18 protein-coding genes and 1 pseudogene are annotated in these 23,038 nt (G+C 38.0%); 12 read left to right on the top strand and 7 right to left on the bottom strand.

What is annotated here, in order from left to right; all coding sequences use genetic code 11:
• Positions 1 to 15: 15 nt before the first annotated feature.
• Together NDN11_RS13745 and NDN11_RS13740 are read right to left on the bottom strand one after the other, a co-directional pair.
• Positions 16 to 1,617, bottom strand: coding sequence for an alpha/beta hydrolase family protein (locus tag NDN11_RS13745; RefSeq protein ID WP_251109967.1), 1,602 nt, complete (start codon positions 1,615 to 1,617; stop codon positions 16 to 18).
• A gap of 123 nt (positions 1,618 to 1,740) precedes the next feature.
• Complete coding sequence (locus NDN11_RS13740) at positions 1,741 to 2,691, bottom strand: DMT family transporter (RefSeq protein ID WP_251109966.1); 951 nt, start codon at positions 2,689 to 2,691, stop codon at positions 1,741 to 1,743.
• A gap of 402 nt (positions 2,692 to 3,093) precedes the next feature.
• Between NDN11_RS13740 and pnuC the strand changes: the two genes are divergently transcribed.
• Positions 3,094 to 3,666: a nicotinamide riboside transporter PnuC gene (pnuC, locus tag NDN11_RS13735; protein ID WP_167250830.1), complete on the top strand. Its 573-nt coding sequence runs from the start codon at positions 3,094 to 3,096 to the stop codon at positions 3,664 to 3,666.
• Between the two features lie 42 nt (positions 3,667 to 3,708).
• Here pnuC and NDN11_RS13730 read toward each other — a convergent pair whose 3' ends face one another.
• Positions 3,709 to 4,851, bottom strand: a complete 1,143-nt coding sequence (locus NDN11_RS13730) for a glycerophosphodiester phosphodiesterase (RefSeq protein ID WP_251109965.1) — start codon at positions 4,849 to 4,851, stop codon at positions 3,709 to 3,711.
• 168 nt (positions 4,852 to 5,019) lie between these two features.
• Positions 5,020 to 6,633 (bottom strand): phosphoethanolamine transferase, encoded by a 1,614-nt coding sequence (locus NDN11_RS13725; protein WP_251109964.1) that lies wholly within the window; start codon positions 6,631 to 6,633, stop codon positions 5,020 to 5,022.
• A 333-nt stretch (positions 6,634 to 6,966) separates the two neighbouring features.
• Between NDN11_RS13725 and NDN11_RS13720 the strand changes: the two genes are divergently transcribed.
• The 3 genes from NDN11_RS13720 (at position 6,967) to NDN11_RS13710 (ending at position 12,372) form a co-directional block, all read left to right on the top strand.
• Positions 6,967 to 10,071 carry an efflux RND transporter permease subunit gene (locus tag NDN11_RS13720; protein WP_251109963.1) on the top strand — a complete coding sequence of 1,035 codons (3,105 nt, stop codon included), beginning with the start codon at positions 6,967 to 6,969 and terminating at the stop codon, positions 10,069 to 10,071.
• Between the two features lie 291 nt (positions 10,072 to 10,362).
• Positions 10,363 to 11,700 (top strand): magnesium transporter, encoded by a 1,338-nt coding sequence (gene mgtE / locus NDN11_RS13715; protein WP_167250823.1) that lies wholly within the window; start codon positions 10,363 to 10,365, stop codon positions 11,698 to 11,700.
• Positions 11,701 to 11,778: 78 nt separating this feature from the next.
• Complete coding sequence (locus tag NDN11_RS13710) at positions 11,779 to 12,372, top strand: DUF4112 domain-containing protein (RefSeq protein WP_167250822.1); 594 nt, start codon at positions 11,779 to 11,781, stop codon at positions 12,370 to 12,372.
• A 58-nt stretch (positions 12,373 to 12,430) separates the two neighbouring features.
• Here the strand turns inward: NDN11_RS13710 and htpX are convergent, their stop codons facing one another.
• Together htpX and NDN11_RS13700 are read right to left on the bottom strand one after the other, a co-directional pair.
• A complete protein-coding gene (gene htpX / locus NDN11_RS13705; RefSeq protein ID WP_167250821.1) occupies positions 12,431 to 13,336 on the bottom strand; it encodes a protease HtpX in 906 nt (301 codons plus the stop codon).
• Positions 13,337 to 13,553: 217 nt separating this feature from the next.
• Complete coding sequence (locus tag NDN11_RS13700) at positions 13,554 to 14,432, bottom strand: lytic transglycosylase domain-containing protein (protein ID WP_251109962.1); 879 nt, start codon at positions 14,430 to 14,432, stop codon at positions 13,554 to 13,556.
• A gap of 498 nt (positions 14,433 to 14,930) precedes the next feature.
• Here NDN11_RS13700 and ttcA point away from each other — a divergent pair, with 498 nt between their 5' ends.
• Positions 14,931 to 15,836 (top strand): tRNA 2-thiocytidine(32) synthetase TtcA, encoded by a 906-nt coding sequence (gene ttcA / locus NDN11_RS13695; RefSeq protein ID WP_167250819.1) that lies wholly within the window; start codon positions 14,931 to 14,933, stop codon positions 15,834 to 15,836.
• A 196-nt stretch (positions 15,837 to 16,032) separates the two neighbouring features.
• Entirely contained in the window at positions 16,033 to 16,416 is a 384-nt protein-coding gene (locus NDN11_RS13690; RefSeq protein WP_004801562.1) for an SCP2 sterol-binding domain-containing protein, read from the top strand.
• Positions 16,417 to 16,472: 56 nt separating this feature from the next.
• On the opposite strand, the gene NDN11_RS13685 is transcribed toward NDN11_RS13690, so the two are convergent.
• The gene (locus tag NDN11_RS13685) at positions 16,473 to 17,582 is read right to left on the bottom strand and encodes an MltF family protein (RefSeq protein ID WP_251109961.1); all 1,110 of its coding nucleotides are present in this window, start codon (positions 17,580 to 17,582) and stop codon (positions 16,473 to 16,475) included.
• Between the two features lie 374 nt (positions 17,583 to 17,956).
• Between NDN11_RS13685 and NDN11_RS13680 the strand changes: the two are divergent.
• From NDN11_RS13680 to NDN11_RS13655, 6 genes and pseudogenes are all read left to right on the top strand, one after another.
• Positions 17,957 to 18,097: pseudogene (locus tag NDN11_RS13680) on the top strand (transcription elongation factor GreAB); the annotation flags it as partial.
• 157 nt (positions 18,098 to 18,254) lie between these two features.
• Positions 18,255 to 19,505 carry a hypothetical protein gene (locus tag NDN11_RS13675; protein ID WP_251109960.1) on the top strand — a complete coding sequence of 417 codons (1,251 nt, stop codon included), beginning with the start codon at positions 18,255 to 18,257 and terminating at the stop codon, positions 19,503 to 19,505.
• Positions 19,506 to 19,567: 62 nt separating this feature from the next.
• Complete coding sequence (locus tag NDN11_RS13670; RefSeq protein ID WP_251109959.1) at positions 19,568 to 19,954, top strand: hypothetical protein; 387 nt, start codon at positions 19,568 to 19,570, stop codon at positions 19,952 to 19,954.
• A 182-nt stretch (positions 19,955 to 20,136) separates the two neighbouring features.
• Positions 20,137 to 21,243 carry a PD-(D/E)XK nuclease domain-containing protein gene (locus NDN11_RS13665; RefSeq protein WP_251109958.1) on the top strand — a complete coding sequence of 369 codons (1,107 nt, stop codon included), beginning with the start codon at positions 20,137 to 20,139 and terminating at the stop codon, positions 21,241 to 21,243.
• Between the two features lie 3 nt (positions 21,244 to 21,246).
• Positions 21,247 to 22,380, top strand: coding sequence for a hypothetical protein (locus NDN11_RS13660; RefSeq protein ID WP_251109957.1), 1,134 nt, complete (start codon positions 21,247 to 21,249; stop codon positions 22,378 to 22,380).
• Positions 22,380 to 23,036, top strand: a complete 657-nt coding sequence (locus NDN11_RS13655) for a hypothetical protein (RefSeq protein WP_251109956.1) — start codon at positions 22,380 to 22,382, stop codon at positions 23,034 to 23,036. Before NDN11_RS13660 ends, NDN11_RS13655 begins: the two co-directional genes overlap by 1 nt.
• Positions 23,037 to 23,038 lie beyond the last annotated feature (2 nt).

Raw genomic sequence — 23,038 nt, 5'->3', positions numbered from 1 at the left:
TGAAAATAGGTAAGATTATTTTGAGTCAGTCTTATCCCAAAGCTTCGGTAAAACAATTTTTCCTGAAATCCAAGTTTCAACTTTAGGTTGTTTCGTACTTTGATAGTAGGGACTTTCACTATTGATCAATAAACCTAAAGTATCACCTTTGTTTAACTGCCCGTGCACACTGGCTAGTTCGATCATTTGATCTTCTCCATACTGATTGGCTAATCCCGATCTAATCTGATCATAATTTGTTTTCTTCGCAGGATTAAACGGTGTAGTCTGATCATTTAACACTGTATATTTTCCTGTCAGCTTTGATTTGACTGCGACTGAAATAAACAAAGTTGCATTTTCAAATTCAGAGGTCGTTTGCATGTTTAACGAAACAAGTGGCGAGCCTGTAATTGATGTTGATTGCTGCGCTGTATAAATCGGTACAAACACCGCTTGGCTTGCCGTAGGTGCAATCCATGTTTTCTTCAAATCGTAGCTAGTGACTGGTTTAAGATCAGAAAACTGATTGACTGGGCTTTGATCAACACATAACTCAGGTAATGATGTAGTAGAGGGCCGATCTTTTAACTTCTGCTCAAACCAGGTCAAAATGGTTTTTTGTAGATTGTACTGTTGTTGATTACCACAGCGAACTGATTTACCAATATACCAAAATGGTGTACTTCCTAAGGGTGAATGCTGGGTAAAAGGTTGTAAATGACCACCTTGCACCCCGATTAAATGTACTTCATGTTGTGCTTGTTGGATACATTGTGCTGCACTAACCCCTTCATTAAAAGGGAATAATACATCTCTGAAGCCCTGAATAATTAAGGCATCTGCCTGTGGAGCTTGGTTATGGCTACAAAACCAGCTAGCTTGATGGGTTTTGAGGAAATCATAAGTCGATTGTTTTAGCTGACCTTGTTGTGTATCTAAATAAGCCTGTTTCAACTCAGGATCAAACTTATTCCAATTCCACCAGTCACCAATCAGATTGAGGAAACCAATCCAGTTACTTTTAGGGATGCCATTCGGTGCGAGACTATGCACAATGTCATACCATGTGGTAATTGGTACAATCGCTTGTAAACGTGGATCTAAAGCAGAAGCAAGATATTGCACGCCTCCTGCATAAGATTCACCAATCATTCCAGTACGAACACCATGTTGATTTTTTGCCAGTTGCGGCAAGTTTTTTTCAGCCCAATTCATGATGGTAATGACATCTTGGGCTTCCTTCTCTGGATCGGTTAGCCTAATTTTACCTTGGCTATTGCCATGCCCACGTTGGTCATAACTAATCACCCAATAGCCATTCTGCCAAGCTGTTTTCACCACTTGCCCTGTGGGTAATAAGAATCCATATAAACTGAGTTCGGGTCGTTTCATTCGAGACAGACCAAAGCCATGCGTATGTAAAATTAATGGCGCAGTTTGATTGGCTGTTAGATGCGGTTGATAAACCGTAAAGGCGAGAACAGTTCCATCTGGAGCTGTAGTTTTGGCTTGATAGTAACGTTGTTTGAGTTCGACTGTCTTTGAAATAGTTGAACTCGGCTGGATGGTTGCATGTACACAGCCCTGTAATATAAACATTAGACTGAAGCAGAGCCATAAGACGTAAGAACGCATCGATTATTTCATCCTTGAACAAATCTTTGAGAAGTCACGCGGAGCGTTGCTTCAGTTTACTTGAGCTGATTCCTAGATACCATCACTGATAGGTCATGTTGTTTGACCTATCAGTTTTCATCGTTATAACAGACGCGGTTTTTTTCGGTAGGCATAAAGAAATAGGCCTAAACACAGTAACATTAAACCAATGAGCAGATGTGAGCTGAGAGGCTCATGGTTGAACAAAAAGCCCCAGCAGGTGGCAAAGACTGGGGTTAAAATGGTAATCAGCATGACCGTTGTCGGGTTCAGTTTCTGAATCAGGTGAAAATAAAAAATCATGGCCAGCACAGATGAAAATAATGCACTATAGAGCAGTGCCAAACTGGTTTGCAGGCTTGGTAATTGTGTTGGTAGATCAGATAAAAAGAAGGGTAATAAGCATAGATAACCTAACCATGAAACGATGGTTGAGCCCGTAGTTTGGATAATGGGATGAATGTCTGCGCCTACTTTTGCAACACTAAACATTGACAGTACATAAAGTAGCACAGCAATCACTTCATATATTATTCCCAGTAAATCTACCTGAATATGATTAGTAGCAAGCCCCATGGTCAGTGACAAGCCAAAAATTGCGACTATTAGTCCATACCATTGGCGTTTTAAAAAGTGTTCACGTTTTAAAATAAAAACCGCGATGAGACCAGACCATAAAGGCGCTGTTCCATAAATAATGGAAATCATACCTGATGAGACACGTGTTGCCCCCATATAACAGAAGGTCATGGAGCCAAATAAGCCCACTGCGCCTGAGGCATAACTGATAAAGGCTTGACGAGTCAAAATGAGCTTTTGCCTAAAATAAAATAGACAAATAAATGCTAAAGGAATAGCAATACTGAATCGAAAAAATAATCCCCATGCCCAATGAATCTCATGCACAGTCAAAACAGCTGCTAAAGGAGTGAATGACCAAATCAGCACGACTGCGATGAATTGACCGACTGTAGCAAGGCGAGGGTGATGAGGGGCTACAGTCGGTTGAATCTGTGTGCTGGGGATGAAATTCTTTTCTGGTAACTGTGTCATGGGGTAGCTCCTGTTATAACAACGGTAGGGTTTTCGAATCTATAAATTTGGGCAATAAAAAAGGTCGCTGTTGAGGCGACCTTTTTTTCATATGATGTTTTTAATTTGTCATCGGATGAATATGTTTAAAGTCTCCTCGCATGAAGATGCAGACACGTCGCCATGCAGCATTGACGGAAATGCAATGCGAAATGGTAATTAGACGTGTAAAAGGAGCTTTGGGGATCAACATATCAAAAAATCTAAATAGGATTGGTTTTTTATAGCATAAGGTTTGAGTGAAAAGTAGTCGTTTTCTCAAATTAAGATAAAAATATTAGTAAGTGGAATAAGTAATTTAGCATTGCTTAAATTGCAGATTTTTCCATAATGGTGCCATCAAATTCTGAAAGAAGTTTGCTCTTGTCTGCTTTAGAAATTGTTGCAGTGATTATTAGCCTGATTGGTGTGACCTTAACCATCCGACGCAATATGTGGTGTTGGGGATTCAACTTTATTGCTTGTGCTTTATACGCTTATTTTTTCTTTACCATAAAATTGTATGGTGAAACGATTTTGCAATTTTTCTTTATCGTGATGAATGTTTATGGATTTTATTATTGGCTCAAAGGTAAACGCCAAGACCATGAGATCCGAATTGAACCAATTGCCAAGACTGTTGTACTCGCACAAATGTGTTTGGCCGTGGTATTTGGTCTGATCTTTGGTCTGATTCTTAAGCATTTTACCGATGCTGCTGTACCCATGTTGGACTCACAGTTAGTGGCATTTAGTCTACTTGCAACTTACTGGACCAGTCGTAAGCATATTGCGACATGGATCCTCTGGATTTTTGTCAATATCATCTACGTGGGGATGTTCAGTTATAAAGAGGTTTTCCTCACAGCTGGCTTATATGCTGCTTTTGTGGGGCTGGCTGCATATGGCTGGTGGCAATGGGAACAGGTCAAGCAGAAACAAATGGCACATTCATAAACAAGGGCAGCTAAGCTGCCCTTGTTTGTTACGGCTCAATGATTATTGAGTTGTGGCCTGATAATTTTGTACGGCTTGACGGCCTAAAGCGGGATCATCGGTAAACAGACCATCAATTCCAGCTTTGAGATAGAGCTGCATTTCTTTGATGGACCCTGTGCTGCAACGCTCAGCAACTTTCGCGACATCAGTACTACATTTCAGTGTATCGGGTAGGAAGTTGTTTTCTGGACGGAAGGTATAAGGATGTACTTTTAAATTGACTTTATGCGCATCTGCAACGAAAGAGGTGGTCTGTGTCATTGCGGCATCTTTAAAGACATAGACTTTCCATGGACCGACGCCATTGGCATAAGCAGATATATCCTTCAGGCCCTGTGCAGTCGCTAGATCAGCATAGGTTTTAGGATTGTTTTGATCGACATAGTCCGCTGGTCTTGCACTTGGAGCATCATAGAGCTGAATTAATTGTGCATGTTTAACACTCTTGTGTAAATCCAGTTGGTTTTTCAAATATTTTAAATTGCCAACTTCGAAAGATTGTAGATAAATTGGTGCAATATCGCGAGTGTATTGATATTTAGACAGCGTTTTAAGTAGCGTGTCTTCCATCGCCAAATTTTGTTTTTGGAAATAGGTCGGATGTTTAGTTTCAATATACAAGCCAATAATTTTGCCGGTTTTTTTATAATGCGCATCAGCAAGTTCAATGATCTGCTCTAACGTCGGAACAGGATAGAGATCATTGTATTTTTGATTGTCTGGTCGGAATTGCGGAATACGTTCACGTGCTTTCAGTTGTTGTAATTCGTTTAAAGTAAAGTCTTCAGTAAACCATCCTTCCAAAGTTATACCATCAATCACTTTAGTTTTTTTACGATCCGCAAATTGGGGTAGGGTCGAAACATTGGTGGTACCCCCAATTTCATTTTCATGTCGAGCGACCAAAATACCATCTTTAGTTGAAACTAAATCTGGTTCGATGAAGTCAGCACCATCATCAATGGCTTTTTGATAAGACGCAAGCGTATGTTCTGGGCGCAAAGCACTGGCGCCACGATGTCCGATCACTAAAATTTTTGGCAGTTGATATTCAGGTTGCGTGGTATTAGTTTGATTATTATTGTCATCATTACAGCCTGCAAGACTGATCAGGCAGAGACAAAGCGCAGCTTTTTTAAACATGAACAAACTCATCAGTTTTTATCTAAGCGGCTAGTTTGGAAGCTAAAGTTATCAAACCGATGACAGTTGTATGATGCTTTTATGAAAATATGAAGAATTCTAAAGTTGTGCTGTGATAAGTAAGAACTCCAGTTTAGATGAAGGTGCTCAACTGAAGTTCTTTTATCGTTAAGACTTATGTTTCCAATACGGCCAATTGATCTCTGGTGTGAATTGATAATTTTCATCTTCCCAATAAGATTGTTTTGGCGATGATTTATCTTTAAGCCCCATAATATGCATGAGATTGTTATCGAGTTCGGCTGTATTTAAGGTCTTGTCTTTGTTCACCCCTGTCGTCCGCATTTTATCAGACCACATGATTACCGGAACTTGATAACCAGCTTTGGTATTTGGACTATGTCCTGCATAGTCAATTTCATGTCCAACTTCATTACCGTGATCTGAAACAACTGTGAATGATCTGAAGTCTGGCACGGCATCCGCTCTTAAATCATCTAGAAACTTGGCCAGTAAAGAGTCCTCGTATAAAACCGCATTATCATAATCATTACGCAATGAGCGAATCCATGGGTCAATATCTCGTTTTTTAAGTTCAAGTTCGACCTGGTCATTACTGGTGCTGGTAAATTTATTGAATGTATCTGGGTAACGCTCTTTATAATTTGGATGTGCACCAATTAGATGAAGAATAATTAATTTTTTTGGTTCTGGGTCTGCCAGTGCCTGTTGATAATCAGGGATTAAGCTTTCATCCAAAGACGTACTACTGCGCCCAGAACGGGTATTTTTATACACGGCTTTATCGGCATAGGAACCAAATAGAGACGATAAATAGGTATCATCTTGATTGCTGAGCCAATAAATCTTATAACCAGCAGCACGTGCATAGGCCAACACACTTTCGGATGAATACTTATCATGTTCTGCTGCTGGACTTTCAGTCAATAAAACACGCAGCGCATTGATAGTAGATGGTGCTGGAGAAAAAGCATTACAGAAGACTTTAATTTCACCGAGCCGCTTTTTCATTTCTGGTGTGGTATCTCTCGGATAATTGCATACACCTAAGTTTAGACTGGTGAGGCTTTCTGAGAGAACCAAGATATGAGTCTGTTTTCCTTTGGCTTGGTCAGTCAGCACTAAATTATTTTTTGCACTTAAATCCCACTGATGATGCACATCTTTATGCTGCTTGATTCTATCTTTAAAATCTTGAATTTTAGTTTGGAACTCAGACCAAAATATAACAGGATGTACCTTTCGAGATGGTTTCATTAAATAGCTGGTGGCGGTTAACAAGATCAGTAAAATAATGCAACTACGATAAACACGGCTTTGCCAAAGTTGACTGAAATGAATCGGTTTAACCAGTTTAAACACAGCAAAACTATAGAGGCTTAGTGTACTGAGTAAACCAAATACCACAGCAGCAATCGTGACTAGATGAAGCTGGATAAATCCCCAGGTTTCTTGTTGATTGGTATTGGCAATTGCTTCGATAATAAAATAGGCTTCATTATCACTATTGAATAAAAACCATGTACTCGAACGGAGTAGGGCATCGAGCCATGCGATGAACCACCAAGTAATTGTGAGAACATACCAATATATTTTTTGTCGCGTGATTGCGAGATAGATAAAAACAACACCAGGTAAAGATAAAAAGCCGAGCCTTAAACCATCAGACAAATTACCAGCGCTAATCAGCAAACCTCCAGTAATGAACGCTGGAAGCAGAATAAGCAGCAAGATATTAAAGTTTTTTAAGCTGGCCTTCATATATGCCTAATACAATGGGGGGAGAGTAACCGAGCGTGCTAATATCGTTTTTAGTAGGGGATGTGTCAATTCCAAATTAAGAAGTATTTGATTGCACAGTGAATAAAATTGATTAGTAGCGCTAAATAGTTTGGTCGTTGCCAAGATATTGCATTAATTTATGTTCAAGTACGGCCGAAATCCATTATTTCTCCTCAATTACCGCTTTTTGAAATGATATGTTAATAGGGATGGTGTTTGCCTGAAAGCTCGGTAATGATCATAGGGTGATCGTAGCCGCATCTCACCTATCTTTTTGAAAAATTGACTGTTTCACGAATGGAATGAACAGCCATGTTATCTAAGTTTTTTATTCATCGCCCGATCTTTGCTGGTGTACTGGCAATCATTGTCATGGCTGTTGGTCTGTTTTCAATTTTAAATTTACCGGTAGAGCGTTATCCAGATATCGCACCACCGCGAATTACTGTCGCTGCAAATTATAGTGGGGCAGATGCACAGGCAGTTGAAGATAGTGTTACCCAAGTTTTAGAACAACAAATTAAGGGTATTGATCATCTGCTGTATTTCAACTCAAGCAGTGATGCCAGTGGTAATAGCCGAATCAGCCTGTTCTTTGATCAGGGTACAGATCCTGATCAAGCACAGGTACAGGTACAAAATGCGATTAATGGTGCGATCAATCGCTTACCTGAAGATGTACAGCGACAGGGTGTAAATGTACGGAAATCTTTAAGTGATTCGTTTATGGTGATCGGTCTTGGAGATAAGTCTGGGCGTTCAACCAATTTAGATATTTCAGACTATTTGACCAACAATTTTGAATTGAATCTAAGTCGAATCGAAGGGATTGGTGAGGTTAGTGTATTTGGATCACAATATGCCATGCGTATTTGGCTTGATCCACAGCGTCTAGAGCGTTATCAATTACAAGTCAGTGATGTTCGTTCAGCAATTGAAAATCAAAATACTCAAGTTGCGGCAGGTGCGATTGGTGATCTACCGACAACTGATCAACAGTATCTCAACGCTAAGGTTACTTCGGGCTCTTTATTACGAACACCTGAACAGTTTGAAAATATCATTGTCAAAGCCAATACTGATGGCAGCTTTGTCTACTTAAAAGATGTGGCACGGGTTGAGGTCGGTGCAGAAAATTATCAAGTTTTCAACCGTTTAAATGGCTATCCAGCATCAGGGCTTTCACTATCCTTGACTGTAGGGGCCAATGTGATGCAGGTGGCCGATGCAGTATATAAGGAAGTGGCGCGTTTAGAGAAAGACTTACCAGAGGGCTATTTTGTGGTCTACCCACGAGATGATACGCCTTTCGTGAAAGAGTCGATGTCGCAAGTGGTTTCCACCTTGATTGAAGCGATTGGTCTGGTCGTCTTGGTAATGTTTATCTTTCTACAAAATTGGCGGGCCACATTAATTCCAGCAGTTACCGTTCCTGTGGTGATCTTAGGGACTTTTGCTGTTCTCGCTGTGCTAGGGATGAGCATAAACACCCTAACTTTGTTTGCAATGGTGCTGGCGATTGGTTTGTTGGTCGATGATGCGATTGTGGTAGTCGAGAACGTTGAACGGTTGATGCATGAGCAGCAATTCAGTGCCAAGCAAGCCGCGATTCAATCGATGCATGAAATCAGTGGCGCCTTGGTCGGGATTACCTTGGTGCTTACGGCTGTTTTTATTCCAATGTCATTCTTTAGTGGTGCAACGGGTATTATTTACCGTCAGTTCTCCATTACCCTTGTAGTCGCAATGGGGTTGTCTTTATTGGTCGCATTGATTTTAACACCAGCCTTATGTGCGATTTTGTTAAAGCCTCAACAGAAACAGGCACGTTGGGCGGTCAGGTTCAATCAGGGATTGGACTATATTAAAACCCGCTATCTCAATGTTTCACAAAAAGTGATTAATTTAAAGACCATTTCACTGTTGGGTATTGTGTTGCTGATCGGCAGCTTTATCTGGATTTATCGTGATCTACCAACCAGTTTTTTACCACAAGAAGATCAAGGGATATTAGGCGTGCAATTCCGTTTGCCAGAAGGCACGCCGATGAGCAAGACTGAAGAGGTTGGAAAGCAAATTTCAGATTATTTCCTTGAACATGAACAGGCCAATTTGAATGGTGTGATGGTCATTCATGGGCGTAACTTCTCAGGAACAGGACAAAATTTGGGTCAGGCCTTTGTTTCATTGAAACATTGGAATGATCGCAAAGGTAAGGAAAATAGTGCGCAAGAAATTCGTGCGCGAGCAATGAAGTATTTTTCAAAGAATAATCAAGCTCGGATTATGGTGTTGATGCCTTCGGTAATTCGTGGCCTTGGGAATTCAGATAAAATGGAGTTTTGGCTACAGGATACCAAAGGTGTAGGGCGAGAAAGTTTGTTGAACTCTTTCAGGAGCCTACAGCAACAGGGCAATGCTTTAGATTCGGTTGAGAATCTCGATAAAAAAGGCAATGATGATCAGGCTGTGCTGAATATCAAGATTGATCATAAAGCTGCCATGATTCATGGGCTGAATGTGAGTGAAATTAACCGCACTTTATCGACCGCATGGAGTGGTAGCTATATCAATGATTTTATTGATCGTGGACGAATTAAACGTGTCTATTTACAAGGTGATGCACCTTATCGTTCTAAGCCAGAAGATCTGAATTATTGGTATGTCAAAAATGCCAATGGGCAAATGGTACCATTCTCGCAGTTTAGTCAGATTAATTGGCAAGGTGCTCCTCCGATGTTGGAGCGTTTTATGGGCTATCCTGCTATTAGTCTGGAAGCAGATGCAGCTACTGGTTTCAGTAGTGGTCAGGGCATGCAGGCAATTCGTGGTCTGGTGGATAAAATGCCTGATGTTGGTCTGGCATGGAGTGGTTTGTCTTATCAGGAACAGGAGTCAAGTAATCAGGCGATTTGGTTATATCTAATTTCGGTTGCCTTTATTTTCCTATGCCTTGCCGCACTGTATGAAAGTTGGTCAATTCCCTCTGTGGTCATGTCGGCCATTCCGCTCGGGATAGGAGGTACGATTCTGTTTAGTTATTGGTTTGGTTTTGCCAATGATATCTACTTCCAGATTGCGCTACTCACAACCATTGGTCTGTCTTGTAAAAATGCGATTTTAATGGTCGAGTTTGCTGCGAGTCTGCAACAACAAGGTCGTAGCGCATTGCAAGCTGCTTTAGAGGCAGCTGGGCTTCGACTCAGACCAATTTTAATGACTTCAATTGCATTTGGTGCAGGCGTGATTCCATTGATGTTCTCTAGTGGCGCTGGCGCATTAAGCCGACAAGCGATTGGCTATAGTGTGTTTGGTGGAGTTGTTTTCGGCACCATTTTGGTACTTATTTTTATTCCATTCATGTATGTACTGGTAAGAACCACATTTAAACCGAAGACAACAGTTGAAGCTAATTAGAGTTGGTTAAAATCAGCAGCAGAAATGAATCATTGGTTCCTCTAATAAAGGTTCGAATTGTTCATTTTTGTTGTCTAAGTTGAGAATATAAAAAAATATTTGTAGTATTGCCGTGCCGTATAAGCGGCCTAATGAGGTTTGATTCCCTAAATGGACACGCAGAGTTGTAGTTTATTCCAAATTACACATTTTTATATTGATCAAAATCTGAATGAAGTTCTCTATTCGACCGTAAAATAATACGCCGTGTTTAGTTCTTCATTGCAGATATTTTGTAGTGAAGAGGCGAATATGAGCTACAACAACTTTTTATATTTATTAAGCGACGCACTTAAAAATAATCATATTGAACTGGCGCTTGCATCAGTTGAAACATTTCAAGCAGTCGATATCGCAGATCTATTGACACAGCTCTCGGCTGAACAAAGTCAATTGCTGCTCACGCATTTACCCGATCGGGCCTATGTATTTTCATATCTTCCACCAAGTGAACAAGTCAAACTGGCTCAAGCCATGCCTAGAAATATTTTGGCCGAAATGATAGGGGAAATGTCATCGGACAAACGTGCTGACGTTTTTAAGTGTCTCGATGAAGAACAACAAAATGCATTGTTACCAGCCTTGGCACAGGCGGAACGCGAAGATATCCGCCAACTGTCGTCTTATTTAGAAGGGACGGCTGGTGCGATCATGAGTTCAGAATATGCGACTTTAAAACCAAATATGATGGTCAATGACGCGATCAAAATGCTACGTCTTGAAGCACCAGATACCGAAATGATCTATTTTGCTTATGTGCTCGACGAAGCACGTAAAATTCTTGGGGTCTTATCTTTAAAGCAGCTAATTCTTGCACCTGAAGAGCAGAATATTAATGAGCTGATGGAAACCAATGTTTTAACCGCTTATGTGGATACAGACCAAGATGAAGTAGCAAAAACCATTGCACGTTATGACTTGCTTGCCTTGCCGATTATTGATCATCACCAGATGATGGTCGGCATTGTCACCTACGATGACGCGATGGATGTGGCCAGCGAAGAAGCAACCGAAGACTTCTTAAAAGTCGGTGCGGTGAATGCCTCATCTAAACTGAGTATTAAGTCTGCACCCATTTTGCAACTTTATCAGAAGCGTGTTTTTTGGCTAGTTTTCTTGGTGTTCGGCAGCTTGTTGTCAGGGATAGGTATTGCCCACTATGAAGATGTGATTGCAAAAAATCTGGTGTTGGTATTCTTCTTACCGTTATTGGTGGGAAGTGGAGGGAATGCAGGTTCACAATCATCAACGCTTATGGTACGTGCTTTAGCAACGGGAGATGTACAATTTAAAGACTGGTTTCATCTGTTAGGACGAGAAAGTCTGGTGGCTTTATGCCTAGGTGGAACCATGGCTATCGCTGTATCACTATTGGGTTATTTCCGTGGTGATGAAATGGTGGCTTTGGTATTGGCGCTGAGCATGATGGGTATTGTACTCATGGGCTGTTTGATTGGAATGAGTTTACCTTTCATTTTAAATAAAGCGGGACTTGATCCTGCCAGCGCATCGGCACCCTTGGTGACCTCAATTTGTGATGCGACAGGTGTGCTGGTGTATTTATTTATCGCATCGATGATTTTATTCTGATTGGTAATAATAATTGTACCGACAAAACGGAAAATCTGCTTTATTCTCAAGCATAAACATGGTTTTTAGGTTGAGTGAATGACTGCTCCAACAGAACAAAAAAAATTAACTCAGCAGCAAGCGATTGCTGTCGAACGTGATTTAGCAAAATTTGCCAATACCATGGACAGTTTGGTGCGTATTCCTTTCACCAAACAGGGGGTCGGAGCCGATGCTGCACTGAGTACCATTCCTTTTGCAGGTGATATTGCTGGCTTTATTTTAACGCTGTATGCGTTTAAAAAGGCGAGGGAGATTGGTGTACCACAGCATAAATTGAAGGGTGTGGTCAGACTGGCGATTATGGATATGTTGGTGGGTTTTGTACCGATTGTCGGCACATTATTTGATGTATTTATCCGTCCGAGTCGTAAGACGCTTGAAATTGTACATGACCATATCCGTGAGGAATATCAAGTACACAGCGATATTCATGTGGTCCATCCATTCTTACATGAGTCGCTTGAGCAGAAGCAAAAAACCTCAGCATTTTGGCGTAATCCAATCGTGAGCTGGATTTGGTTGCGTATCCCAGATTTATTGGGAATCGCGGTTCTAATTTTATTGGGCATCGCGGTTTGGGCAGGCTTTAGTTATCTGTGGCAGTTTTATCAATCTTTCCAAGCACCCTAGATTTTTAAGAAAAAATAAAGCCTCCATCACGGAGGCTTTATCATTTATCTGATACTGATTATTGAACATTTAATTGCTGTAATGCAGCAACACGTTGTTCAATTGTTGGGTGAGTTTGGAATAAAGCAGCTAAGCTAAAGCCTTGTTCCTTACCTTCCGCAATCGCAAATGCTTTCATTTCTTTCGGCATTTGATCTGGCATTTCTGATTCTGCTTGTAAACGAAGTAGAGCAGAGATCATCGCTTGTTTACCTGCTAAACGTGCACCAGCTTCGTCTGCGCGATATTCACGTTGACGAGAGAACCACATCACGATGGCAGAGGCCATAATACCGAATACGATGTCGAGTACGATGGTAATGGCAAAATAAGCAAGTCCTGGTGCTTCACCATCTTCACGACCAAATACATTACGGTCAATGAAGTCACCCGCAATACGTGCAAAGAACATCACGAACGCGTTGACCACACCTTGGATCAGTGCAAGGGTAACCATGTCACCATTGGCAACGTGACCGATTTCGTGCGCGAGTACTGCACGAAGTTCATCTTTGTTCATACGCTCTAATAGCCCTGTAGAAACAGCTACTAATGCGTCATTTTTATTCCAACCTGTCGCAAATGCATTGGATTGGTAAGAAGGGAAAATACCCACTTCAGGCATGTTAATACCTGCACGTTGAGATAATTGCGCCACTTCTTGTAATAACCAAGCTTCTGCTTGACTACGGGGTGCATTTGGGTCAATTAATTCAGTCCCAGTGGTTTTTTTAGCCATCCACTTCGACATGAACAGGGAAATAATAGAACCCACCATACCAAAGACAAAACAGACGACTAAAAGGTTGCCTAGATTCAAGCCCCCTGCGCCATGGTAACTACCGACACCGAAGAGTGACAAGATAATGCCAGCTACAACCAGTACCGCGAGGTTGGTTAGCAAGAACAAACCAATCCGCATCATTGAGAAAATCCTCTTATAAAGATAAAGTGATCTGATTTATAAATTATAAATCATAACGCTAATATGCAGGGCGAACCCTAAAAATTCAAGCAAAAAATAGGCGTAGATACATTTAGCCTATAAAACGATGAATTGGCTGTGAAACAGGGACTTAAAAGCAATTTTGTATAAAAATATTACACAAAAATCATTCTGTGAGAATTGATGGTCTTAACGCTTAGTCACTCAGACGGATTCGAGCAGAAGCAGTGGCATTCGTGGTGGTATAGGTCCCAGAAGGTGCATCGGTAAAGGTACCATCGGCAAGGGTAATAATTTGACGGTTATATTGTTTTGATACAGTAGGTGCCGCAACAGTGTCATTTACTGGTGCAGTGTAATTTTCCGATTGAGCCACGATTTGCCCGTTAGAAGGGGTATTTACTGAGGTATTTGGTGATGTTCCTAAGCTTGAAGCATAAAGATTTTGATAACGACTGGTGACACGACGTACATAATCTTGAGTTTCACGAAATGGAGGGATGCCACCATACTTGTCAACGTTGCCTTCACCTGCATTATAGGCAGCGATTGCTAATTGGGTATTGCCATTAAAACGTTTGATTAACCAACTTAAATAACGTGCACCTGCAAAAATGTTCTGTTGAGGATCGTAGGCATTACTGACGTTGAAACGACGTGCAGTTGCAGGCATGAGTTGCATTAGACCCTGAGCACCGACAGGAGAACGTGCATTAATATTAAAGCCTGATTCAGTATGCATCACTGCTTTAATCAGACCTTCTGAAACACCGTGCTGTTGTGCTGCTTGGCGAATTAGGTGGTCGAATGCATTTTTATTACGATTGTAGCTTGGTAGCACAGAAGCTTCAGTTGCCCCCCAGTTACTATAGCTATGGATATTACTGTCAGGGTAATACGTTGCTTTGACGACTTTTAAATGGCTGTACTCTGCTTTTTTCTTATTGGTAAGGAGAGTCGTCCCATTATTGTCTTTAAATTGGTAAATAGTCTGCCCAGCATAACTTGACGTTACGCCATTTAAAAAACCGATTGTCCCCAAGCAAAGGGCAAAAAAATAAGTTGTTTTGTTCATCGTTATAATATTCACGAAAGGATGAGCATAAGTTCTTCACAGCAGTGTAACAAAAAAAAGTAAAAAAAGAACTTTCGCTACAATTTTTTTATTTTCGGCTGTCAGACAAAAATCAAGTCTTTTTGTTCGAATGTTCAGCAAAAAAAATTAAAATATTTTTTTTAAAAACTAAGTCTTGACTTATGTAAGTCGTTGATTTTATTTTTATAAAATCATTGGTTAAAAAATGATCAATTTAATCAGAAGCCTTATTCTAAGATAAAAAGAGTTTGTCAATAGCGAAGAAATCCACAAATTTATCCACAGCTTTTGTGGACAACTGTGGAAAAGTTTGAAATATAAGCAATCCAGCGGAATCTAAATTTTTTTGATCAGAATTTTACCAGTATGAAACTCAAATATGACGATTGGAAGAAATTGAAAAATTCTTTAGATGCGCATTTTTTCTGAATGAGATAAAATCTTGCGGGTATTTTTGTTTATGAGTAAATCACGTCTATGTACGCGCCAGTGGAATCCAACCAAGGATTTAATTTCAAGCCAGAACTTCCTACAAGTTCAGCGTATTATCGCTTGTTGAAAAAGCTTCGTCGTCAGGTTGGGCATGCAATTCGTGATTACAACATGATCGAAGATGGTGATAAGGTCATGGTTTGTGTGTCTGGTGGTAAAGACAGCTATACCTTACTGGATATCTTGTTGCAGTTTAAACGGATTGCACCTATCAATTTTGATGTTGTGGCTGTCAATCTGGATCAAAAGCAACCTGGCTTCCCTGAAGATATCTTGCCGCGTTATATGGAAGAGAACAATATTCCATATTACATCCTTGAAAAAGATACTTATACCATTACCAAGCGTTTAACACCTGAAGGCAAAACTTACTGCGCAGTATGTTCTCGTTTACGCCGTGGTTCGCTGTATGGCTTCGCTCAAGAAATTGGTGCAACCAAGGTTGCATTAGGTCATCACCGTGATGACATTATGGCAACGTTCTTCTTGAACTTGTTCCATGGTGGTAGTTTGAAGGCGATGCCGCCAAAATTACTTTCATCGGATAAAAAGAATATTCTGATTCGTCCTTTGGCTTATGTCGAAGAGAAAGACATTATCAAATATGCGGATTTACGCCAGTTCCCAATCATTCCGTGTAACTTGTGTGGCTCACAAGAAAACTTACAACGTGCCATTATTAATGACATGTTGCGTGAATGGGATAAGCAGCATCCAAAACGTTTACACAGTATTTTTGGTGCCTTACAGAATGTGTCTCCGTCACAATTGGCGGACCGTGAGCTATTCGATTTTGAAGCATTGGATGCCCAACGTGAGTTTGATTTGAAAGACCCAGAAGAGCTGAAAAATCGCCTGGATGTGGTCAATCTGAGTTTTGCTGCTGAGTAAAGTGTAAAACTTTTTGAAAAGGTACTTGTTAAGTACCTTTTTTTTATAAAAATTTTAAAAATTGAATCACGCGTACAAAAAATCATAGCCTAAAATAAAAATTACATGCTATAACAGGGCACGAGCAAATTGCTTCATGAGATGTCGTCTGGATAGATGGCACAAGAAATTGAACAAATACATTTGAGGAATAATCATGGCTGCATTTTTAACTGATGATTGGTTTGCAACTGTTGAAAAACTTACTGCTGAAGCAGGTGATTTAAACTTGCCGCCAGCACTTGCGAATTTAGCGATTAACTTGGTTGTAACAGATGCAGCTGGTAATACAGAGTTGGCTTTAGATGCTGGTAAAATCCAAAAGGGTTTATCTTCAAATGCTAAAACAACTTTGAACATGGATGCTGAAACTTTACGTAAAGTATTCTTGGAGTTTGATATGGCTGCTGCGATGCAGGCATTCATGACTGGTAAAATCAAAGTACAAGGCGATATGTCTCAGCTTATGGCTTTACAAACAGCCAAGCCAAGCCAAGAGCAAAAAGATTTATTCAAGAAAGTACTTGAGCTTACTGCTTAATTCTTTCCGAATAAAAAAAGCTTACCCAGAGGTAAGCTTTTTTTATATCTATTCAGTTAGACATCAATACGGCTATTGGTTTTGAGATGCTCTAAATAAGTACGAATACGCGTCACATATTGTACGGCTTGTTTATATCGACCATTTCGTGCTTGGTTGCGTTGTAAATAGTCATATAAATTGACCCACTGATTTGGATCTTTGCCTTGTGCACGAATTCGTTTCTGAATCTGGCTGATTGCACCAGGACCCATATTGTATGCAACCAAGGCATACCAGTTACGGTCTGGATAAGGCACATTGCCAAATTGATCTAACATCAGATCAAAATATTTCGCGCCACCTTGAATACTTTGCAGTGGATCTGAGCGATTGCTTACGCCCATCGCTTTGGCAGTGCTGTTGGTCAACATCATTAAACCACGTACACCAGTGGGAGAAACTGAGCTTGGTTTAAGATAAGACTCTTGATAGCCAATTGCTGCGAGTAAGTGCCAATCTAAATTGTATTTAGATGCGCTTTGTTTAAAACTTGCCTTATAAATCGGCAAGCGTTGATTCAAATCTCTTTGAATCGTAGACCAAGACTCTGGTTTAACCACATTGCGGTTATAGAATGAGGCCAATTGTTGAGTTGTACCTGATTGCTTGCTTTGACAGATAAAACCACTCGCTGTGAGTGTGAGCGGATCATCAGCTTGTTTAAACACCCAATTTAACTGAGGATTTAAACCATTTTTGCTTAAGCTTGCTTGATCACCACAACTTGCTGAAAATGAAACCAGTTGTTTATTTTCAATCGCAGCCAGATTGGCTGTTGTCATGGCAATGTTCGCTTTACCTTGAGCAACCCATTTCAATGCCGTGGCATTGTCAGGAACGGTTTTGAAATCAAGCTTTACATTTAAGCTTTGTGCGTAATTACGCACTAAGTCATAACCAAAACCATGTTGGAATTGACCGTCTTTAAAGACCGTGGTTGGACTTTCAACTGCAACTACAGTTAAAACGTTGGTATTCACAACTGTATTGTATTGATGTGATTTTTCAGCATTCAAGCTATTGAAAGGAAGGATTGCAGCTCCTAACGCTAAAACTTGAAAAGGTCGTTTGGAAGATAAAGAGTTAAGGCTAGGCCTCGACCCAGAACTTGAATTACTGTGCATGTTGTCTCCGCTACAGGTAATTTATGCCCAAAAAGTTCAGCAAAACACTGCCTTAACTTTTAAAAGTTGATAAATTCAATAAGGGTGGGCAAGTCATGAACGTCATTCAGTAATGACATTGAGTTAAAGGGAAAGATGGTGCAAATGTTTCACAACATTTACAAAGTGTATAAAAAATAAACAAAAATAAACTTAGGGGCGCATATTAAGCGTCAAAACCAAGAATGTCAAATTTTGCACAATAAAAAATTGAGAATTACATCACAAACCTATGATTTGGAAAAGAATAAAATTTATACACTTTAGCGGTGGCGAAATAAGGAATACAATGCAAAAACTTGTAAATGGACTGTTGTATTAACGTATTTGGGCTTATGAAATCGAATTTAATTACACGTACTGGACATGATCTTTTGGTCGCAGAGCTAAAAAAGCTATGGCATGACGAACGTCCTGAAATCACTAAAAAAGTAAATTGGGCGGCAAGCCTTGGCGATCGTTCTGAAAATGCAGACTGATTTTTATAACCCTATGATTTGTACTATTTTATTTTTAAAATAACAAAAACATAACCTTAGAGATAGTACATATACTAAAAAATATACTATAAAAAGATTTAACGATTAAAACGAACAACTAGAACTACTCAATCCAAACATTAGGGTGATCCTTATGAGACCTGAGTCTTTTGAAATAAAATTATTGAGCAACTTAGATGGCGAAGATCTTCAAATAGTTAAAGATTATTGGATACAAACTTACACAACGACTGGTGATCTGAAATTTGCAATTAGTGCTAAAACAATTACAGAACAATATAAATTTACAAATACAAAAGAATTATCAAATTTTATTGAATTACATAGCTGCCTAGAACTTATAGATACCAATTTTGAATGTAGAAAATGTCACTCAAGAGTAGGTTTTAAGAATAGGAGTGTTTATAAAGAGTTTTTTAAGAAAGGTTATTTATGTGTAAATTGTGAGTTAAAAAAGAATAATAAAAAAGCTAAGGATTTTATTGATGAATATAAAAATATATTGCAGAAAAAAACCTTTTCTGAATTCGATTTTAGCTATCTTGAAATGATATACATTTTTCTATTCCTATCTCTTGACACAATGGGAGAAGAAAGATTTATCAATAAGAAAGTGTGGGATAGTTTTTATGAAGAAGAAAGAGGTGGGGCAAATATTGTGCTTCAATCCTTGTTTGATAAAAGAGCCATAATTGATAAGTACAAAGATTTAAATAATTTAAAAGAGCAAATAAGTTTATTTTTGCAAGAAAATAGCTCTACTCTTAGTGACGAACAATATGATTCATTAGTAAGAGTTCTTCAAATTAAAGTGCAAAATGGCATTTATTTGGCTATAGATGAGGATGTTAGTAATTACGAGTTGAAAATATTTTTTGGCGGTTTTATTGACATGTTTAAATTAGACATGGTTGATATCCAGCAAATAGAAAATTTTGTTAAAAATATTAGATTACAAGAAATATATAATTTAATTCCAGAGGTCTTCTCGAAATTTCCAGTTCCCTATGAGAAAAATTTAAATTTAGAAACTAATTTAATCCAACTGTCAGAATACTTTGATCTAGAACATTCATATAGCCTTTTGTTTTATCAGGCAAAACTGCTAGCAGGAGATTTGTTTATAGAAAAAATTAAAGATGAAATTGATCATGAAAAGCATAAGAACAAATACTCGAATAAAATTGCTTATTATATTAAATATTTAGTCGATTCGAAAAAGAAGCCAAACTATCCTAAAAAACTACCTGATAATTGGCAATTCTCCAAAATTGAGCAATTTATAAGCTTAAATTTCTTTGATAATCAACATAATTGGGCTGGAATGAACACAAAAGAAATCGTTTCTAAATGGTTAAGTAAACTATCAATAAAATCAGAGTGATCAAGTGTTCCATGTTTTTTTTAATAGAGGTAGGATATTACGAAGAGGTTTGGAGAATCTAAATGAATGTAGAGCGACATGTATATACAGATGAAGAATTTGTAGAGCTCCGTACAGCCCATATGTTAGCAAAAAGTATCTTGGGCCACTCTTACCCTCAAAATGTCATAGAGGCTGCAGAAAAGCGAACTGAGGAAGACTTTGAGAGAATGGTTAGGGGAGAGGTTACACACGCAGAGGTGGAAGCTGAGTTATTGCAGCAATGGAATGCAAAAGTAGCACTTAAAATAAGGATTGGTAAATTAGAACAAGAACTTCAACAGGGTCAAGAAATTCTTAACAACTGGAAAGATAAAGAGCAACTAATGTTTGAGCGTCATAAAAGTTGTGTAGAGGGGCAACGTCTTAGACTGGATGAAATGAGAAAAGCGCTAATTAGGCTGGGTTAGAAATATGAAAAACCATTAAATTAATATTAAGCGTCACAGACTGACGCCTTTATATTAAAACTATAGATTTTTATTTTATAAAACCATACACTTAAAGAGCATATAGAGATATTATTAATTTTACTCTTCGCTTTATAATTTAGAAGAGTTAATTTTCAACTTAATAAATTGTAGAGGGACGCGTGTCAGAAACGATAAGAATTGCTGAATTAGCTAATTTAATCACTCAAGAGATCGGTGACTTTCTTAAATGGACGATCCATCCTGAAAATGATTTAGATTTTCCTTGCTTAATGAAACCTCAACATTTCGTAGGTGCTGCTGAAACGGCTGATAAGACCCATCCTACAGATTTAGTTATTTTTTATGATGATCCTTATGAAAATAAAAGAGTATTCCTAAATACTGATTTAAAAAGTTATGCCTCTGATTCAATTGGTTATAAAGTTGTTAAAGAATGGTTGATTAGTATTACTAAGGGGACTGTATGTAGCTTAGCAAGTGCGGAATGGAAACAACGATATGGTATAGAGGGGAGTTATGATATAAGAGGACTTTTGTTTGTCTATAACCATGATGGGCGTTTTGATAAACCATTTTATTCATTTATTCATGATTATCCAAATCCCCCACATGTCGGGCCTGGAAGAGCGCCTGCAAGATTTCATTTAAAGGATTTGAATGTACCTGCAAATATTAAACTTCATATCATTGAACCTTTGTTAATAGATAGTATCTTATCAATTAAGCATGATTTAAATGTTTTAAGGACAGAGCAAAAAGTTCCACGGTCGGATGCTTATGCTCCTATTTCATTTTTTTATCCAAATAGACAGCGGTTTAAAAGTCGAATCACGCCACAAGAGTGTCCAGCAACAATAGAATTGATAAGCGGACCTTTTTTTATCATGAATTATGATAATTATACAGATTTTGAGCCTAACCCATTAGAACCAGCAAACCCTACCATTATACAAAAGAGTAGAGGTAATATTATATATTACAAAGAAAGTGGTAGTACGGTTGATGAATTTATTTATCTAATTGAAACATTGATGATGTACGAGTTAATTTCTGAAAATTGTGAGACTCGCATACGTCATTGTGCGCGAGATAAAGCAAGTACGGCTATGCAGAACTTTCATGCGGCTATAGAAAAATATTGTGTTATGTGGGATTACAGCGACAGTATGAAAAATATATTTAATAGGATTGAGTTTGCTGAAGTTACTATAATCCAAAAAATCTTTTGTAATCAAAAAATTGATAGATCTCCAGTTCAGGAATAAGCTATGAGTAAATCTTATAATATACCTAATGATTACAATATATATAGTGCATTAAGTACTGGTAAAGTTTCAGATTCTGTTATTAATACTCTTTTTTTAAAAAGAGGGATAATTTTAGGTGGTAAAACAACTAGAGAGAATAAAGCAGATTATTTTTCTTCATTTATGCATGGTTTTGAGGATTTTGAGGTAATCTCAGCACAACATAGTAAAGTAGAACGATCTGAATATACATCTTCTACAAATTTGAATACACAGTTAGAAATTACTGATGTTGTACCCATTATTTCAAATATAAAATCTTCTTTGGATCTAAATATTGGTAATATACAGCTTAAAAATGTTTCACAAAAGATGAGTAATAACGTTCTATCTCTTGAGTTTGACTATGAAAAGTTTCATCCAGAAAAGCAACTTTTTGCCCAAATAGAAAATAAAAAGTCTGTTTTAACTTTTAAAAAAATAGATGGCCAAGAGCAATTCTATTTAGAGCATCCCGCTACACCTGAAATGATATTGTGGAGTGAGTCTGTTATAAATATATTAAAGGAGCAAGATTCTACGTTAGGCGTCGATAAAATTGATTTAATAGGATTAACGAAACCAAGCTTATATTGGCAGTTTTTTGATGAGTTAACATCAAGTTTGGATAGATATACTCGCACAAATGTTGTTGAAATATTATTTAAAGATCCTAATAGTAGTAATAGTGATGACGATGATGAAGGAACTTATAAGCTTATAAGTGCATCTTATAGAGGTAATCAACTCCATATGTCAGCAGATTTTATGGAGAAGCTAGAAGAAGGCTATAGATTATATAGATTTAATTGGGATTGTGTGGACTCTAATATAACTAACTCAGATAAATATCGGTTATCAATTAAAGTTACATATGATGAAAATGGGAAAAGCAATTTCTCATTTATTTCTAAAGGGTTTTATAAAAATAAAGATGGTAGATTTTCAAAAACACTTAACCCTATTCCTAATAGTTTGGATTTAGAGTTTAATAAAATAGTTTTTACTAAAGGGATCAGCTTGATAGAAAGTTTAACAACGCAACCTTTAAGATTGTTGGCCCCAATTAATGAGGGTGAAAACTCCAATCTTGAATCAAATGGGAGTGATGGATAATGAAATTTCATATTATTGAGTGTAACTTAAAAATTACATTCGATGAGCTGTTTTCTGTTATAGCTAATCAAAATTTTAATGATTTTCTAAATGTTAAATTTGATCAAAGTACTTTGGTGGCTACTTTTTATAAAGAAGTTAAACGTGCAGAAAAGACTATTGATAAGAATGGTAAAGAGCTTTTAATCTCTTTTGACTACTATCTTTATCAAGATTTCTCATTTCACCATATTAATGGTAGGTTTTTTCTTGTTATAAGTGAACCAAGTAAGTATACTAAATATTTACTTGAATATTTTAATAATATTCTTAGAATGAAAATTTTATTTAAAAATAAACAAATAAACCTTAAAGATTTTGTAAGTAAAGCAAAAAATTTAAATCAATTTCAGATATTAAAGGCAAGGTTTAATGAGTTGTCTCTTTCAAAGAACTCTAAGGGTTCATTAGAGGTTACATCAACTCAAAATGCAATTTTAGATTTTGAAAAAATTTTTGGTGATGTCTATTACGATCTATCAAAAGTAAAAATTTCTTACTTTGATGAGCATACTTATATAATTGAATTATCTAAGAATGGACTTATCATTGCTTCTAGACATGCAGATCTTCGTCTTAAAACAATATCAAAGCTAATTAGTTTACTATTTTTCTAAGT

It is taken from the genome of Acinetobacter sp. C26M, from assembly GCF_023702675.1.
GTDB lineage: Bacteria > Pseudomonadota > Gammaproteobacteria > Pseudomonadales > Moraxellaceae > Acinetobacter.
The sequence above is the reverse complement of the archived record's forward strand: the minus strand, read 5'-3'. Positions and strand labels throughout refer to the sequence as shown.

What these genes read in the sequence shown, in the direction of transcription:
- NDN11_RS13675 (WP_251109960.1), top strand. Translation starts at nt 18,255, where the DNA reads ATGAGACCTGAGTCTTTTGAAATAAAATTATTGAGCAACTTAGATGGC.
- NDN11_RS13700 (WP_251109962.1), bottom strand. Translation starts at nt 14,432, where the DNA reads ATGAACAAAACAACTTATTTTTTTGCCCTTTGCTTGGGGACAATCGGT.
- NDN11_RS13710 (WP_167250822.1), top strand. Translation starts at nt 11,779, where the DNA reads ATGACTGCTCCAACAGAACAAAAAAAATTAACTCAGCAGCAAGCGATT.
- NDN11_RS13655 (WP_251109956.1), top strand. Translation starts at nt 22,380, where the DNA reads ATGAAATTTCATATTATTGAGTGTAACTTAAAAATTACATTCGATGAG.
- NDN11_RS13745 (WP_251109967.1), bottom strand. Translation starts at nt 1,617, where the DNA reads ATGCGTTCTTACGTCTTATGGCTCTGCTTCAGTCTAATGTTTATATTA.
- NDN11_RS13740 (WP_251109966.1), bottom strand. Translation starts at nt 2,691, where the DNA reads ATGACACAGTTACCAGAAAAGAATTTCATCCCCAGCACACAGATTCAA.
- NDN11_RS13670 (WP_251109959.1), top strand. Translation starts at nt 19,568, where the DNA reads ATGAATGTAGAGCGACATGTATATACAGATGAAGAATTTGTAGAGCTC.
- NDN11_RS13725 (WP_251109964.1), bottom strand. Translation starts at nt 6,633, where the DNA reads ATGAAGGCCAGCTTAAAAAACTTTAATATCTTGCTGCTTATTCTGCTT.
- mgtE (WP_167250823.1), top strand. Translation starts at nt 10,363, where the DNA reads ATGAGCTACAACAACTTTTTATATTTATTAAGCGACGCACTTAAAAAT.
- NDN11_RS13660 (WP_251109957.1), top strand. Translation starts at nt 21,247, where the DNA reads ATGAGTAAATCTTATAATATACCTAATGATTACAATATATATAGTGCA.
- NDN11_RS13690 (WP_004801562.1), top strand. Translation starts at nt 16,033, where the DNA reads ATGGCTGCATTTTTAACTGATGATTGGTTTGCAACTGTTGAAAAACTT.
- NDN11_RS13720 (WP_251109963.1), top strand. Translation starts at nt 6,967, where the DNA reads ATGTTATCTAAGTTTTTTATTCATCGCCCGATCTTTGCTGGTGTACTG.
- htpX (WP_167250821.1), bottom strand. Translation starts at nt 13,336, where the DNA reads ATGATGCGGATTGGTTTGTTCTTGCTAACCAACCTCGCGGTACTGGTT.
- NDN11_RS13685 (WP_251109961.1), bottom strand. Translation starts at nt 17,582, where the DNA reads ATGCACAGTAATTCAAGTTCTGGGTCGAGGCCTAGCCTTAACTCTTTA.
- NDN11_RS13730 (WP_251109965.1), bottom strand. Translation starts at nt 4,851, where the DNA reads ATGTTTAAAAAAGCTGCGCTTTGTCTCTGCCTGATCAGTCTTGCAGGC.
- ttcA (WP_167250819.1), top strand. Translation starts at nt 14,931, where the DNA reads ATGTACGCGCCAGTGGAATCCAACCAAGGATTTAATTTCAAGCCAGAA.